The organism is Bacillus sp. RZ2MS9 (assembly GCF_001816185.2).
GTDB lineage: Bacteria > Bacillota > Bacilli > Bacillales > Bacillaceae_G > Bacillus_A > Bacillus_A cereus.
This window is the reverse complement of the sequence record NZ_CP049978.1, coordinates 2,703,149-2,717,609: the sequence shown is the minus strand read 5'-3', so window position 1 is coordinate 2,717,609 and position 14,461 is coordinate 2,703,149. Positions and strand designations below refer to the sequence as shown.

Here is a 14,461-nt window from a genome sequence, read left to right as displayed (position 1 = left end):
AGCAATGTATATGAAACATATAGAGAACGGTACACGTATTGAAGGAGAATACATTAAAAATAAAGTCATTCAATATAATATGTCCATCTTAACAGATGAAGTAAAACAGCCGATGGAAAAAGTAAGCCTCGTAGTAAAAAATGAAGAAGGAAAAATATTTGGTGGTGTAACAGGTACGATGTATTTTTATCATCTTCATATCGACTTTTTATGGGTTGATAAATCAGTTCGTCATGACGGTTATGGTAGTCAACTGTTACATAAAATTGAAGAAATTGCGAAGGAAAAAGGGTGCAGATTAATATTGCTAGATTCATTTAGTTTTCAAGCGCCAGAATTTTATAAAAAGCACGGTTACCGAGAGTATGGTATCGTTGAAGATCATCCAAAAGGTCATAGTCAGCACTTTTTTGAAAAGAGATTATAATAATATTATGTATACTGATTGATGGGAGAAAGCATATGTACACGTATAAATTGCAACAAGAACAACCAATCTGTGCAGAAAAAATTAAGAAGCTTTATGATTCTGTCGGTTGGTGGCCAGAAAGAAAAGAAGTCGATATTGAAAAAATGTTAAAGAATAGTATAGCCATTGGAGTATGGGAAGAAAATGAATTAGTTGGATTTGCTAGAGTCGTTTCTGATGGTGTTTTTCGAGCATACATTGAAGATGTTGTCGTACATGAGAATGTAAGAAATAAAGGTATTGGAGAGAAAATGCTTACAATATTACTTCGAGAAATATCTCATATTGATATTGTTAGTCTATTTTGCGGAGAGAAGCTAATAAAGTTTTACGGTGAGCAGCAATTTCAAGCAACGAAGCAAATTGTGATGCATCGTAATCAAACAGGGAAAGAATAAGAGGTGCCAATTAAAATGAATGCAACAAGAGCGTACTGTTTATCGAAAAGAAAAGCGACAGAAGATTCTCCAGATGGCTGGAGTGCAACATGTATGAGGCTTAATAATAAAATATTTGCGATAGTAAATCATGAAGAAGGTGAAAAGGCTGCGATTACATTGAAGTGTAATCCAGAAGTCGCATTAAGAATAAGAGAAGATTATCCAGAAACAATTATTCCAGGGTATCATATGAATAAAAAACATTGGAATACCGTTTATATTCATAAGGGTATAGAGCAGGAGCAAATTAATAAAATGATTGATTGGTCGTATGATTTAGTACTACAATCATTTTCAAAGAAAAAGCAGCAGGAGTTAATGGATTAATATGTATTAGGAGTGTGTGTAATGAAAGATTCGATTAAAGATACGTATGATAAATTAGCGAGTACATATAAAGAAAATCTAGATTTCGCAAATCCATATAACAGTTATTATGAAAGACCGGCGATGATGGAGCTTATTCCAAAGGAACTAGAAGGAAAAAAGATATTAGATGCTGGATGTGCAGCTGGATGGTATACTTCTCAATTCATAGGAAGAGGAGCAAATGTTACAGCAATTGATGTAAGTCCTGAAATGGTAAAAGCAGCAAAAGAAAATATAGGAGAAGAAGCGACGTTCCTTTGTCATGATCTGCAAGAAACATTGCCATTTGAAGATAATACGTATGATGTGATTGTAAGTTCATTAACTCTTCATTATATAGAAAATTGGAATCAAGTATTTCAAGAATTTAGTCGTGTATTGAAGCCAGGTGGAGAACTTATTTATTCTATTCATCATCCTTTTATGGATTTCACAAAGTTTCCATGTGAAAATTATTTTGAAAAACAGTTATTAATAGATACTTGGGTTAAACCGAATATTACTATTGAAGTCAAGTTTTTTAGAAGATCATTACAAGACATACTAAATGAAACTACAAATTATTTTGTATTAGAAGAGATAATGGAACCGAAGGCAATTGAAAAAATGAAAGAAGTAAGCGAAAAATCATATCATTATTTAAATATGAATCCACATTTTCTTATCATAAAAGCAATCAATAAATAGCTAGTAAAATAACTTTGTTTTACTAGCTATTTACAGTTTTACATTACATATTAGGAGACTTTAAAATGAATACGAAACGAAATAGAGTAGTATATGCACTATTTACTATAGTTGTTATTATTTTAGGTCTTAGCTCAAGAAAGTTTGCTTTTGCACTACCACATCTATTAAATGATTATTTAGGTGATGCATTATGGGCATTAATGATTTTCACTGGCTTTGGATTTTTGTTTCCTAAAACAGAGACGAAGAAGTTGGCTTTTATTAGTTTAATGTTTTGCTACGGGATTGAAGCGAGCCAATTGTATCATGCGGAATGGATAGATAGCATTCGTGCAACGACTTTGGGGGGACTCGTGTTGGGATACGGTTTTTTGTGGAGTGATGTAGTGGCTTATACAATTGGTGTTGGAGTGGGAATACTGTGTGAGGTTATTTTTCGGAAGAAATAAGAATTGTAAAAGGGGTATTTGTAAATGGAACAAGCACTGGAAATTGCAAAGCTTTGGTTTCGAAATGAACATGTCACAGCTACTGTAATGCAACCAAAAGTAGCGAAGGTTTTATGCAAGAATAAAGAGTACATTTTAAAGAGAACGGGATCGATAAAGCAACTTCTAGTTGAATTCGATGTTTTGAAGCAACTGTATGAAAAGGGAATTAAAGTACAGAGAGTAGTAAAGACAGAAAATGATGAACAATATGTATTATATAAAGAAAAATATTATTGCTTATATGAGTATGTTGCCGGAAGTGTTTTAGAAATAAAAGATACGAATAAGCTGGAAAGGCTAGCAAGTACAATTGGAGAAGAAATAGCTAATCTGCACAAAGCATTACATTCGGTGAATAGTGACCATGAGTTAATAAAAAGAGATTTATATAAGATGGTATTTGAATGGGCTATACCGATTTTAGAAAAGAATGAGTATGTTCATCGAGAGGTAATTCAAAAGATGGAGCGAATGCACGCAGCTTTCGAGGAAACGGTCCATTCATTACCGAGACAAATTATTCATCGTGATATGCATCTATCGAATGTAATCTTTAAAGATGATAAACTGGAAGGGTTTATAGATTTTGAGATTTTAGAAAATAATGTAAAAATATTTGATTTATGTTATTGCTGTACAAGTGTATTAAGCGAGCTATTTAGTAATGAAAGATTAAGAGGGAAATGGTTACATATCGTTAGCAAAGTCTTTGAAGGTTATTATAAACAAAATGATTTAACGAAAGAAGAACTAAAAGCTATTTGGTATGTTATGCTTTCAATTCAAATTATCTTTATTGCTTATTTTGTCCAGTTACCAGATTTATTAAAGTTAAATGAAGAAATGTTCTTCTGGATTTTTGCTAATAAGGAAGCTATTGAAGAAGTTATAGAATGTATCGTAAAGGTATGAAAAAAATAATATTAATTGGTTCTGGTGGTTCAGGAAAATCTACATTAGCAAGGCAGTTAGGAAATAAATTAAATATTAAGGTGCATCATCTTGATGCATTATTTTGGAAACCGAATTGGGAAGGTGTTCCGAGAGAAGAACAAATAGCAGTTCAAAATAACTTAATTAAAGATGAGAAGTGGATTATTGATGGGAATTATGGCGGGACGATGGATATCAGACTGAATGCAGCTGATACAATTATCTTCCTTGATATTCATAGAACAATTTGTATTTATCGTGCGTTTAAAAGAATTGTAAAATACCGGAATAAAACAAGACCAGATATGGGCGCGGGATGTGAAGAAAGATTTGATTTGCAATTTTTTAAATGGATATGGAAATATCCTAATGCTAAACGACCTACAATTTTAAAAGGGTTAGAGCAATTGTCCGAAGAGAAAAAGGTTATTGTTTTAAAATCTCCAAATGAGGTTCGGAAATTTTTAGAGCACATATAATAATAGAATGTGACACAACAATTCTTTTTGGATCTTACCGATTAGTTTAATTAAACTAATCGTTTTTTATTATGAAAAATTTAACGCTTTTTGAAAATTGTATTTTGTAATGAGTATATGACTATAAATTCATATAAAATGAACGTTTGGAGGAATAGAAAATGACTAATGATTTAATTCAAACAATCAATTCATTAATGGTAAATATTCCAGCTGGAGAGGTAGTATTAAGAGATGATCGAATAAAAAAAGAATGGCTAGTACAAATTCAACCATTTCTTCTTGCAAAGTATGCTGTAACAATCGAACTATATGATGCTATTACAAATAGCACATTAAATAATTTTGAAAAAAATCATAAACCAGTTGTAAATATTTCATGGAACGATGCCATTGCGTTTTGTAATGTACTTTCAAAAATAGCGGGATTAAAAGAATATTATTCTATTAGTGATGGTGGTCAAATTGTGAAATGTAATTTAGATTCGAATGGCTACCGATTACCATGTGAGGCAGAGTGGCAATATGCATGTAAAGCAAGTACAACCGGATATACATACGGGAAACTTCATGATATAGCGTGGTATAATGAAAATTCAAATGGAGAGATTCATGACGTTGGCCAAAAAGAACCGAATGCATGGGGACTTTATGATATGCTAGGGAACGTTTGGGAATGGTGTTATGATTTGTATGATGAAACAGTGTACGGATCATACCGCATTTTTCGTGGTGGTAGTTGGGCTGAAACAGCGAGAGGGTGCGGCGCTACTTGTCGTCGTCGAAGCCATCCTACATTTCATATAGATGATCTCGGTTTTAGACTTGCTAGATCAATTTAGTAGGAACATGATACGAACAACTAAGAAAAGAGTATGGAGAGAATCCGTACTTTTCCAACATAGAAACGATTTAACGTAAGGAGTGTTTATTATGGCGCGTGTTTTATTTATTAACGCTGGATCAGAAGGACATATAAATCCAACTTTACAAGTTGTAGAAGAATTGATTTCTCGTGGTGAAGAGGTCGTTTATTTTTCAATAGAAGCTTTTAGGGAACGAATTGAGAAGACAGGTGCTACTGTACGAACGATTGACGATCAAAAATTTATAAAAGCGTTTCTATCTGGAGGCAGAAATTATTTACAGGAAAGAATAAACGGTCTTCTACATACAGCAGATGTTGTTATACCTAGTGTTCTAGAACAAATTGAAGGTGAACATTTTGATTACATAATTCATGATTCTATGTTTGGCTGTGGGCACTTAATTGCTCAAATTCTTAAATTGCCATCTATAAATTCATGTACATCTTTTGCGCAGGATGAAAAATCTTTTGAGCAAATGTTAGGTCATCTGTCAAAAAATATCCCAGTAGAAATTCATGATAAAATACAGAATGATTTTCAAAACTTAACGAAGGGAATTGCTGAAAAATATGGTGTTGAAATAAAATCACCGTATGAAGTTTTCTGTAATCCTGCACCCCTTACTATTGTGTATACAATTAAGGAGTTCCAGCCTTTTGGTGATACGTTTGATGAAACATATAAATTTGTAGGACCATCTATCTCTGCACAAGTAAAAAACAGAGACGTTGATTTTACTTCAATTCAAGAAAAAAGTCCGATTTATATTTCATTAGGTACTGTTTTTAATGAAGCGATTGATTTTTATAAACTGTGTATGAAGGCCTTTGAGAATAGCGAGCATACAATTGTCATGTCTATTGGTAATAAAACAAAAATAAGTGATCTAGGCGAAATCCCTAAAAACTTCATTGTGAAAAACTATGTGCCTCAAACCGAACTGCTTACTTATACGAAACTATTTATTACACACGGCGGGATGAACAGTGTGCATGAAGGACTGTATAATGGGATTCCGCTCGTTGTAATACCGCAAAGTGCAGATCAGCCAGCAATCGCAAAGCAAGTGGAGAGTCTTGGAGCAGGAGTTCAATTACATATGAATGAATTAACCGTGGAGAAATTGCGTGAAAGTGTGGAGTTAGTTTTAAATAACCCTTCATATAAAGAGGCTGCTTTGAATTTGAAGGAATCATTCCGAACATCGGGTGGATATAAAGAAGCTGTTGATGAAATCTTTACATTTGTAGGTCAGTAATAAATATAAAGTTATACATGAAAAAAGTGTCTATATTAAATGATATAGACACTTTTCTGTTGTAGGAAGAGAAGAATTGTTTAAATGGAAAAAATGAAAATACTAAATGTGAATTTTGAGAACTAAGTCTACAATTTCTGCTGCACACTTTTATTTTATCCCGTATTAACCGACCGTAAAACCCCAACTAATTAAAGTTTTACTTTATGATTTCAGGATGTGGTTTTATATGTTAGTAATAATTTCACTGTTTCTGCACAACTTCTGCACATGCTTAGGCGAGTTCTATGTCATGATATATTCATAAAGTGAAATGTTTCACAAGGAAAAAATATATTTTCACTGCGGTGTATGCATAATTAACACATACATCGGTACAAGTTTGTCTCTTGTTATTCTTTTACATCAAAGCCCACATTCCACTACAAAGTATAACAAGAAGGGGACATGAACATGAATAATCGATTTTTAAAACAACTACAAAATATGAAAATGAACAAAAAAAGTTTAGGAGTTGTAGCATTAACAGCTGGAATTATTAGTACGACACTTATTCCTCAAAATGCTTATGCGCACGGTTTTGTTGAAAAGCCCGGTAGCCGATCCGCTTTATGTAGTCCAACTTATGGTGCGCTAAATGTAAACTGTGGAAGTGTTATGTATGAACCACAAAGTTTAGAAGCTCCAAAAGGGTTCCCACAAGGTGGTCCAGTAGATGGACAAATTGCTTCAGCAGGCGGAAAATTTGGTGGTATTTTAGATCAACAAACAGCAAATCGTTGGTTTAAAAATACAATCACTGGTGGGGAAAATACATTTACTTGGAAGTATACTGCGCCTCACTTAACGAGTAAGTGGCATTACTATATTACTAAAAAAGGATGGAATCCAAATAAAGCGCTAACAAGAGCAGATTTCGAACCAATTGGAACTGTACAACATGATGGTTCTGCAGCTTCAAATAATTTAACTCATAAAATCAATGTACCTACTGATCGTAGTGGATATCATGTGATTTTAGCAGTATGGGATGTAGCTGATACAGCAAATGCATTCTATAATGTAATTGATGTTAATCTTATTAATGATGTGAAACCAGACATAGAAGCACCAAGTATTCCAAATGGACTTCAGACGCAAAAAGTAACAGCGAATAGTGTAGAACTAACATGGAACGCTTCTACGGATAATGTAGGGGTAAAAGGATATCAAATCTTCCGTAACGGAGAGATGATTGATACAGTACCAGGGACTCATTTTATTGATAAGAAGTTACAGCCAAGTACAGAATACTCTTATACTGTAAAAGCAATTGACGCAGCTGGCAATGTATCGACAGAAAGTACAGCGCTTACAGTAAAAACGACAGTTGAGACTCCTGATACAGAAGCACCAACACAACCAAAAGGATTACATAGTATGGGAACGACAGCGTCAAGTGTGGATTTAATGTGGAGTCCATCTGACGATAATATTGGTGTAGACCATTATGATATTTATAGAGAAACAGAAGGATCAATGAAAAAGATTGCAACATCCAATACAACTTCTTATTTGGATAAAAATCTGCTCGCTAATACTACTTATAAATATGTAGTGAAAGCTGTTGATGTAGCTGGAAATGAATCCGTACAGAGTGATATATTCACAATTACTACAAAAACCGAAAGCGCTTCATATGAAGCGTGGGATGCAAAAAAAGCATATAAAAAGGGAGATAGAGTTCTACACGAAGGAAAAGTATATGAAGCAGTCCAGAGTTATCAAGGAAATGGTGATCCAAACTGGATTTATGCATTATCATTATGGAAAACAGTGTAAGCTTTACTTAGGTATGAACTAAGAGATGATGGGCTTTGATGCAAAAGGTAATCTTGAGAATTCACTTTTCTATTAATAAAAAAGGGTAGTGTATGAATACATAAGATTCATATACTACCCTTTTTATTATGATAACATTTTCGTCATAAGTATGTGCGGAATGCCATCTTCCATAAATATATCAGAAGAAGTTTCATAGTCTAATTTTTTATAAAATCCTTCAGCTTGTGTTTGACCGTGTAGTTTCACTTTCGTAACTTGTTCGTTACGAGCAAGTTCTTCTAACGTTTGAATGATGACTTTACCTAATCCGTATGTACGATAATCTTTTAAAATACAAATACGTTCTAATTTTCCGACACCATCAACAAATCGTATACGACCTGTGCCTACAGGAAGTTCATGATAATAAACTAAAATATGTTTACATTGCTCTCCGATTTCATCGAATGTATCGAATTCATCTGCAAGAGGGACACCTTGTTCTTTTACAAATACTTCTTTTCGAATATGAAAGGCAGTTTCTAAATCAGCAAGTTCTGTTATAAGTTTGAATTGCAAAATGTTCAGTCCTTTCTAGTGTAATCAGTTTGCGTTTTCCTAGTATATCATAATAAAGCACTATTAAGAGAAGAAGAACATACTAAAAAGCCAACTTTAAAAAGTTAGCTTTTATTACAATTTCTTTATCCCATTTTTAGTACCAATAATTGCTGTACTCGTCATACTTATAAACAACCCTGTTTCAACTACACCAGTAATCATTTTTAATTGGGTGTGTAAATGGGCAGGATTAGAAATATGATTAGGGAATATACAATCGATAATCATGTTATTGTTATCGGTTATATAAGTTTCATCATTTTTCAAACGTAATGTGGTTTGACACCCTAAAGACTGAATTTTATTTTCGGTTTGTTTCCATGAAAAAGGGATGATTTCAACAGGTAATGGAAAATTACCTAAATGTGTTACAAATTTCGATTCATCAGCAATGATAATTAGTTCTTTAGAGGAAGAGGCAACGATTTTTTCACGAAGTAATGCACCACCACCGCCTTTTATAAGTTGTAAATTTGAATCAATTTCATCCGCTCCATCAATTGTAAGATCAAGGCTTTGTACGTCGTTTAACGAAATTAGGGGGATATTTAGTTGCTGTGCTAATGCTTCAGTTTCCTTTGATGTCGGTACAGCTTGAAATGATAATCCTTCTTTTACACGTTCACCTAATTTTTGTATTGTCCAATATACAGTAGAACCTGTACCAAGCCCAATTTTCATGCCATCATTTACAAAGTTAGCAGCATATTCGCCAGCGAGCTGTTTTAAATTCATCACTTTACTCCGCCGGGCGTGGCCCAGCATCAAGACCTGAATTTTCAACTGTAAGTACCGGACGAACGACTATATCTTTATGTACACGCATTTGACAAGATAATCGTAAATGATCTTCAATTCCTTTTTCCGTCATTGCATGTTTCTCATTCGCACTCGCTTCACAGAAATCACCTGCTAGTATTTCTACTCTACAAGTTGTACAACGTGCATTCCCGCCGCAACGATGAAGAATGTTGACACCGCTATCTTCAATTGCTAATACTAACTTTGTTCCTTCTTTCACATCAAAAGTTCCCGTACCTTCAATTGTTAATTTTGGCAAATTTGTTCCTCCTCACGTAAAATTGTACATAACATATTTATGACCGCGAATTATTGAACATAAACATTATTTTTTTATATCCCCGTAACTTTTTTTAATGTTGAATCGTTTATTAAGTAAGCGCTGAAAAGGAGTGGTTATTTTGTGCACAAAAGTAACTCATGTTTTAAAGAATCATATCGATATGAATCATTCAAATATAAACTTTTTAATTGAACAATATGGAGAGTTAAAAAGATACTGTACTTTTTTAACGAAAAACAAATGGGATGGGGAAGATCTCGCCCAAGAAACAGTGTGTAAAGTGCTTCAAAAATATAGAAATAAAGATATTTGTATGACACTCGTCTATAAAATAGCAAGAAATCGTTGGTTAGATCAGATGAAGTCTAAGTCTGTTCATGAAAAAATAAGAGAACAAATCACATTTGAAGAACCACATGAGAACATTGCAGATTTGCATGAAATGGTAGGGAAAGTATTGTCTTCATTAAATGTACAGCAATCCGCAATTTTATTATTAAAAGATGTTTTTCAATATAGTATCGCTGATATTGCTAAAGTGTGTTCTGTATCAGAAGGTGCAGTGAAAGCTTCTTTATTTCGGAGTAGAAATAGGCTGAAAACTGTAAGTGAAGAAGGGATTGAGATAGTCGAATTCACAGAGGATATTGAAGTTGTTGTAACATCTATTCGTGAGGAAAGACCGGAATTATTAACGAAGCTTCTTCCGACAATAGATTTTACTAAGTTACCATCTAAACAGCCAGTCTTATTATTTAATGTGAAAAACCCTTCTTCCTACAGTTATATGCTTTACGCAGCATAACAAGTATTGGAGGGATTTAAAATGAATGCAATTCCATATGTAGTAGAACAAACAAAATTAGGAGAACGTTCCTATGATATATATTCAAGGTTATTGAAAGACCGCATTATTATTATCGGCTCAGAAATTAATGATCAAGTAGCGAGTAGTGTCGTAGCGCAATTATTATTTTTAGAAGCAGAAGATGCAGAAAAAGATATATTCTTATACATCAATAGCCCTGGCGGTTCAACGACAGCAGGTTTTGCAATATTAGATACGATGAATTTAATTAAACCAGATGTGCAAACGCTATGCATGGGCTTTGCGGCATCATTCGGTGCATTGTTATTATTATCAGGGGCAAAAGGAAAACGGTTTGCTCTCCCTAACAGTGAAATTATGATTCATCAGCCGCTTGGTGGTGCACAAGGGCAAGCAACAGAAATTGAAATAACTGCGAAAAGAATATTAAAGTTAAAGCATGATATTAATAAAATGATTGCAGAAAAAACGGGGCAACCGATTGAAAGAGTAGCACATGATACAGAAAGAGATTATTTTATGACTGCAGAAGAAGCGAAGGCATATGGGATTGTAGATAACGTTGTTACGAAAAAATAAGTTAAAAACAGGCTAGAGGATATGCTAACCCTCTAGCCTATTTTTATTAATCTTTTATCCATTCATCAACTAGCGCTTGATTCTTCTTAATCCATTTTCGCGCCGCTTCTTCGGGATCTTTCGTTTTATTTAACTCGACCATTAATGTACCAAGCTGTTCATCGTTCATCTTCCATTTGTCAAAGTATTTTATGATATCCGGATGGTCTTTTTCGAAACCTTTACGAACAGAGTAATAAATGTCATCTTTTTCACCATATACTTTCTTAGGGTCTTTTAAATATTTTAAGTCAAATTCTGAAAAGCCCCAATGCGGATTCCAAAGCGTAACAGCGATTGGTTTCTTTTTCGTATATGCTTTCTTTAGTTCACTCATCATCGCAGCTTCAGAGGATTGGACAAGTTTTAGTTTTATATCATATTCTTTCATTGCTTTATTCGTTAAATTCATAAGACTACTACCGGGTTCGATACCGACAATTTTATTCTCTAGTTCATCTTTATGAGCATTTAAATCTTCGATACTGTTTATGTTTTTCATATAAGAAGGGACGACTAAACCTAGTCCAGTACCTTCGTACCATTTTGATTTTAAGACAATATCATCTTTATAACGATCGTTTAGCGGTTTATCTGTAACTGGTAGCCATACTTCTAAATTCGCATCAACATCACCACGAGCGACACCAGTCCAAATTGCGGCTTTTTCTAAATACATGAGCTCAACTTTGTAGCCTTTTTCTTCTAATAAAACTTTCCACATGTTTGCGGTTGCAATATTTTCTTTCCAACTTGTTACACCAAGTTTAATTTTTCCTTTCGAATTTGCATTTGTTGCATTACATGAAGTGAAAATCATAGTAATAAATAATGCAAGGCATATAAACCAAATTTTCTTTCGCATCGAAAACCTCCTAAGTAACGTTTGCCTTATAAAATAAATGTATAAGTAAGCATTCTTATTATGAACGGAAACGAGAATTTTAAAGAAATCTTATGAATGTCATTTTTATGTAATATTTCTTTGTAAAATCGCAACACTATGTGAATAGATGGGTAGAAAAGGAGTAGTGACATGGATAATACAAAGGTGCGTGTTGAAAACGTAACAAAAGTATTCGGGAAACATCCGCAAAGGGCCCTTTCCTTATTAAAAGAAGGAAAAAGTAAATCGGAAATTTTAAAAGAGACAGGAATGAACGTTGGGGTGAAAAAAGCAACGTTTGAAGTTTACTCTGGAGAGATTTTCGTTATTATGGGTTTGTCTGGTAGCGGGAAATCTACGCTAGTTCGTATGTTAAATCAATTGATTAAACCAACTGCAGGTCATATATACATAGATGGTGAAGACATCGCAACGATGGGAAAAGAAGAGTTACGGAGAGTAAGAAGAACGAAAATGAGTATGGTATTTCAGAAATTCGCTCTATTTCCGCATCGTACAGTTATACAAAATGTTGCATATGGTTTAGAAATACAAGGAGTTCCGGTTGAAGAGCGAGAGAAAAAAGCGTTAGAATCGCTACAGTTAGTAGGACTCGATCATCATAAAGATAATTACCCAAGTCAACTTAGTGGTGGTATGCAACAGCGCGTTGGAATCGCAAGGGCACTAACGAATAATCCAGATGTATTACTAATGGACGAGTCATTCAGTGCATTAGATCCACTTATTCGAAAAGAAATGCAAGATGAATTGTTAGAGTTACAAGATAAAATGGAAAAAACGATTATATTTATTACGCATGATTTAGACGAAGCGCTTCGAATTGGAGATCGTATCGCATTAATGAAAGATGGAGAAATCGTCCAAATTGGAACACCAGAAGAAATTATGATGAGCCCCGCTAATGAATTTGTAGAAAAGTTTGTTGCGGATGTGAATTTAGGAAAAGTAATTACGGCGGAGTCTATTTTAAAACGACCAGAAACTTTATTAATTGATCGTGGACCTCGTGTAGCCCTTCAAATTATGAGGAATGCAGGTGTTTCAACTGTATATGTTGTAAACAAAAAGTATGAGTTTTTAGGTATATTAACTGCGGATGATGCGAGTAAAGCAGTACAAAAACAGTGGCCGATTGCTGATTTATTACTTAATGATATTCCGCATGTGTATTTGGATACTTTACTGGAAGAGACATATGCAAAAATGGCAGAGATGAAATATCCGTTACCAGTAATCGATGAGAAGAAAAGGCTAAGAGGAATTATTAAACGTGAAAGTGTCATTCAAGCTCTTGCAGGAAACATTGAGGAAGAGGTGAAAGACGATGAATAGTATACCGCGGATTCCATTAGGGGAATGGGTCGACTCATTTGTTGCAAGTTTATATGAGCACTTTGAAGGCTTATTCCGAGGATTCTCTTATATTATTGGCGGATTTGTTGATTTACTCACTAATTTTTTAACAATAATACCCGCCATATTGATGATTATTATCTTATGTTTCCTCATTTGGTACACAACGAGGAAATTATCTTTAGTCATTTTTACGCTTATTGGATTATTATTTATTTTGAATATTAACTACTGGGCACAAACGATGCAAACATTGGCACTCGTACTTACGTCTGTTATTATTTCAATTATTGTCGGAATTCCAATTGGTATATTAGCATCTCAAAATGAACGTTTCTCAAAATTTTTAAAACCAACATTAGATTTTATGCAAACAATGCCTGCATTCGTATACCTTATTCCAGCGATTACATTTTTCGGAGTAGGTGTAGTACCTGGAATTATTGCATCAGTAATCTTTGCAATGCCACCGACAATTCGTTTTACTGACTTAGGAATTAGACAAGTTCCAGAAGATTTAATTGAAGCAGCGAATGCATTTGGATCCACAGCATCACAAAAACTATTTAAAGTACAATTACCACTTGCAACCGGAACGATTATGGCTGGTGTGAACCAAAGCATTATGCTTTCGTTATCGATGGTTGTAACAGCATCACTTGTAGGAGCTCCAGGACTTGGAGTTGATGTATATCGCTCTGTAACACAAGTTAATATCGGAATGGGATTTGAAGCTGGATTAGCTATCGTAGTAATCGCAATTATATTAGATCGAATTACACAAGGGTTCCATACGAAAAGAAAATAATGAATAAAAAACACACTTTTATAATACAAAGTGTGTTTTTTATTGCATCCAAATCACATACGAACGATAACAGAACCTCCAGCTGGTGCACAAACTTGGTTTTTTTGTTGTTCCATTGATTTAATTAATTGATTATTTTCCTCGATTAATGAGATTAATTTAGTTAATTGATTTTCAAGACTTGCAATACGCTGCATCATATATTGTGAATCATGATGCAATGTATTCCTTGCGGGATGAGGGGAATAAACATACTGTTGATTTATATTTGGATTCCAATGAGGATACATTTGAATCGTTCCTCCTTCAATAAATTACGAAGCTTTCTTATAGTAAATGCCTATGTATAATTAATAGTTACTTGAAAATTTTCCAATATAAAAGGAGTATGTACAGAAAATGGAAAATATTATATGTGAAGTTACAGTACATTTTTT

Annotated in this window: 19 protein-coding genes; 14 read left to right on the top strand and 5 right to left on the bottom strand. The window is 33.8% G+C overall.

What is annotated here, in order from left to right:
* Positions 1–10 precede the first annotated feature (10 nt).
* The 10 genes from BHV55_RS13895 (at position 11) to BHV55_RS13850 (ending at position 7,819) form a co-directional block, all read left to right on the top strand.
* Positions 11–427, top strand: coding sequence for a GNAT family N-acetyltransferase (locus BHV55_RS13895; RefSeq protein ID WP_000680418.1), 417 nt, complete (start codon positions 11–13; stop codon positions 425–427).
* A 35-nt stretch (positions 428–462) separates the two neighbouring features.
* Positions 463–867, top strand: a complete 405-nt coding sequence (locus BHV55_RS13890) for a GNAT family N-acetyltransferase (protein WP_000288969.1) — start codon at positions 463–465, stop codon at positions 865–867.
* A gap of 15 nt (positions 868–882) precedes the next feature.
* Positions 883–1,236, top strand: coding sequence for an MmcQ/YjbR family DNA-binding protein (locus tag BHV55_RS13885; protein ID WP_000994626.1), 354 nt, complete (start codon positions 883–885; stop codon positions 1,234–1,236).
* 21 nt (positions 1,237–1,257) lie between these two features.
* Positions 1,258–1,965: a class I SAM-dependent methyltransferase gene (locus tag BHV55_RS13880; protein WP_070757874.1), complete on the top strand. Its 708-nt coding sequence runs from the start codon at positions 1,258–1,260 to the stop codon at positions 1,963–1,965.
* A gap of 65 nt (positions 1,966–2,030) precedes the next feature.
* Positions 2,031–2,417 carry a ribosomal maturation YjgA family protein gene (locus BHV55_RS13875; RefSeq protein ID WP_001093461.1) on the top strand — a complete coding sequence of 129 codons (387 nt, stop codon included), beginning with the start codon at positions 2,031–2,033 and terminating at the stop codon, positions 2,415–2,417.
* 24 nt (positions 2,418–2,441) lie between these two features.
* Positions 2,442–3,371, top strand: coding sequence for a phosphotransferase enzyme family protein (locus BHV55_RS13870; protein ID WP_070757872.1), 930 nt, complete (start codon positions 2,442–2,444; stop codon positions 3,369–3,371).
* On the top strand, positions 3,368–3,871 hold the full coding sequence (locus BHV55_RS13865) for a DNA topology modulation protein (protein WP_000720552.1): 504 nt from the start codon (positions 3,368–3,370) through the stop codon (positions 3,869–3,871). The genes BHV55_RS13870 and BHV55_RS13865 overlap by 4 nt, the downstream gene beginning before the upstream one ends.
* Positions 3,872–4,032: 161 nt before the next feature.
* Entirely contained in the window at positions 4,033–4,713 is a 681-nt protein-coding gene (locus BHV55_RS13860) for a formylglycine-generating enzyme family protein (RefSeq protein WP_070757870.1), read from the top strand.
* Positions 4,714–4,804: 91 nt separating this feature from the next.
* Positions 4,805–5,998: a macrolide family glycosyltransferase gene (locus BHV55_RS13855; RefSeq protein WP_000124891.1), complete on the top strand. Its 1,194-nt coding sequence runs from the start codon at positions 4,805–4,807 to the stop codon at positions 5,996–5,998.
* A 453-nt stretch (positions 5,999–6,451) separates the two neighbouring features.
* Positions 6,452–7,819, top strand: coding sequence for a lytic polysaccharide monooxygenase (locus BHV55_RS13850; RefSeq protein WP_001065164.1), 1,368 nt, complete (start codon positions 6,452–6,454; stop codon positions 7,817–7,819).
* Between the two features lie 126 nt (positions 7,820–7,945).
* Here BHV55_RS13850 and BHV55_RS13845 read toward each other — a convergent pair whose 3' ends face one another.
* The 3 genes from BHV55_RS13845 to BHV55_RS13835 form a co-directional block, all read right to left on the bottom strand.
* Positions 7,946–8,380 carry a GNAT family N-acetyltransferase gene (locus BHV55_RS13845; RefSeq protein ID WP_070757868.1) on the bottom strand — a complete coding sequence of 145 codons (435 nt, stop codon included), beginning with the start codon at positions 8,378–8,380 and terminating at the stop codon, positions 7,946–7,948.
* Positions 8,381–8,494: 114 nt separating this feature from the next.
* Positions 8,495–9,157, bottom strand: a complete 663-nt coding sequence (gene rpiA / locus BHV55_RS13840; RefSeq protein ID WP_001049987.1) for a ribose 5-phosphate isomerase A — start codon at positions 9,155–9,157, stop codon at positions 8,495–8,497.
* 4 nt (positions 9,158–9,161) lie between these two features.
* Complete coding sequence (locus tag BHV55_RS13835) at positions 9,162–9,482, bottom strand: 2Fe-2S iron-sulfur cluster-binding protein (protein WP_001125395.1); 321 nt, start codon at positions 9,480–9,482, stop codon at positions 9,162–9,164.
* 142 nt (positions 9,483–9,624) lie between these two features.
* Between BHV55_RS13835 and BHV55_RS13830 the strand changes: the two genes are divergently transcribed.
* Complete coding sequence (locus BHV55_RS13830; protein ID WP_000337516.1) at positions 9,625–10,311, top strand: RNA polymerase subunit sigma-70; 687 nt, start codon at positions 9,625–9,627, stop codon at positions 10,309–10,311.
* Between the two features lie 21 nt (positions 10,312–10,332).
* The gene (gene clpP, locus BHV55_RS13825; protein ID WP_000991611.1) at positions 10,333–10,914 is read left to right on the top strand and encodes an ATP-dependent Clp endopeptidase proteolytic subunit ClpP; all 582 of its coding nucleotides are present in this window, start codon (positions 10,333–10,335) and stop codon (positions 10,912–10,914) included.
* A gap of 46 nt (positions 10,915–10,960) precedes the next feature.
* Here the strand turns inward: clpP and BHV55_RS13820 are convergent, their stop codons facing one another.
* Positions 10,961–11,818, bottom strand: a complete 858-nt coding sequence (locus tag BHV55_RS13820) for a glycine betaine ABC transporter substrate-binding protein (RefSeq protein WP_001227619.1) — start codon at positions 11,816–11,818, stop codon at positions 10,961–10,963.
* A 171-nt stretch (positions 11,819–11,989) separates the two neighbouring features.
* Here BHV55_RS13820 and BHV55_RS13815 point away from each other — a divergent pair, with 171 nt between their 5' ends.
* Positions 11,990–13,195, top strand: coding sequence for a quaternary amine ABC transporter ATP-binding protein (locus BHV55_RS13815; RefSeq protein ID WP_000370606.1), 1,206 nt, complete (start codon positions 11,990–11,992; stop codon positions 13,193–13,195).
* Entirely contained in the window at positions 13,188–14,024 is an 837-nt protein-coding gene (locus tag BHV55_RS13810) for an ABC transporter permease (protein WP_001084760.1), read from the top strand. Before BHV55_RS13815 ends, BHV55_RS13810 begins: the two co-directional genes overlap by 8 nt.
* A gap of 53 nt (positions 14,025–14,077) precedes the next feature.
* Here the strand turns inward: BHV55_RS13810 and BHV55_RS13805 are convergent, their stop codons facing one another.
* A complete protein-coding gene (locus tag BHV55_RS13805) occupies positions 14,078–14,314 on the bottom strand; it encodes a hypothetical protein (RefSeq protein WP_000283222.1) in 237 nt (78 codons plus the stop codon).
* Positions 14,315–14,461: the final 147 nt, after the last annotated feature.

What these genes read in the sequence shown, in the direction of transcription:
- BHV55_RS13850 (WP_001065164.1), top strand. Translation starts at nt 6,452, where the DNA reads ATGAATAATCGATTTTTAAAACAACTACAAAATATGAAAATGAACAAA.
- BHV55_RS13870 (WP_070757872.1), top strand. Translation starts at nt 2,442, where the DNA reads ATGGAACAAGCACTGGAAATTGCAAAGCTTTGGTTTCGAAATGAACAT.
- BHV55_RS13865 (WP_000720552.1), top strand. Translation starts at nt 3,368, where the DNA reads ATGAAAAAAATAATATTAATTGGTTCTGGTGGTTCAGGAAAATCTACA.
- BHV55_RS13805 (WP_000283222.1), bottom strand. Translation starts at nt 14,314, where the DNA reads ATGTATCCTCATTGGAATCCAAATATAAATCAACAGTATGTTTATTCC.
- BHV55_RS13860 (WP_070757870.1), top strand. Translation starts at nt 4,033, where the DNA reads ATGACTAATGATTTAATTCAAACAATCAATTCATTAATGGTAAATATT.
- rpiA (WP_001049987.1), bottom strand. Translation starts at nt 9,157, where the DNA reads ATGAATTTAAAACAGCTCGCTGGCGAATATGCTGCTAACTTTGTAAAT.
- BHV55_RS13895 (WP_000680418.1), top strand. Translation starts at nt 11, where the DNA reads ATGAAACATATAGAGAACGGTACACGTATTGAAGGAGAATACATTAAA.
- BHV55_RS13810 (WP_001084760.1), top strand. Translation starts at nt 13,188, where the DNA reads ATGAATAGTATACCGCGGATTCCATTAGGGGAATGGGTCGACTCATTT.
- BHV55_RS13885 (WP_000994626.1), top strand. Translation starts at nt 883, where the DNA reads ATGAATGCAACAAGAGCGTACTGTTTATCGAAAAGAAAAGCGACAGAA.
- BHV55_RS13815 (WP_000370606.1), top strand. Translation starts at nt 11,990, where the DNA reads ATGGATAATACAAAGGTGCGTGTTGAAAACGTAACAAAAGTATTCGGG.
- BHV55_RS13820 (WP_001227619.1), bottom strand. Translation starts at nt 11,818, where the DNA reads ATGCGAAAGAAAATTTGGTTTATATGCCTTGCATTATTTATTACTATG.
- BHV55_RS13855 (WP_000124891.1), top strand. Translation starts at nt 4,805, where the DNA reads ATGGCGCGTGTTTTATTTATTAACGCTGGATCAGAAGGACATATAAAT.
- BHV55_RS13890 (WP_000288969.1), top strand. Translation starts at nt 463, where the DNA reads ATGTACACGTATAAATTGCAACAAGAACAACCAATCTGTGCAGAAAAA.
- BHV55_RS13875 (WP_001093461.1), top strand. Translation starts at nt 2,031, where the DNA reads ATGAATACGAAACGAAATAGAGTAGTATATGCACTATTTACTATAGTT.
- BHV55_RS13880 (WP_070757874.1), top strand. Translation starts at nt 1,258, where the DNA reads ATGAAAGATTCGATTAAAGATACGTATGATAAATTAGCGAGTACATAT.
- clpP (WP_000991611.1), top strand. Translation starts at nt 10,333, where the DNA reads ATGAATGCAATTCCATATGTAGTAGAACAAACAAAATTAGGAGAACGT.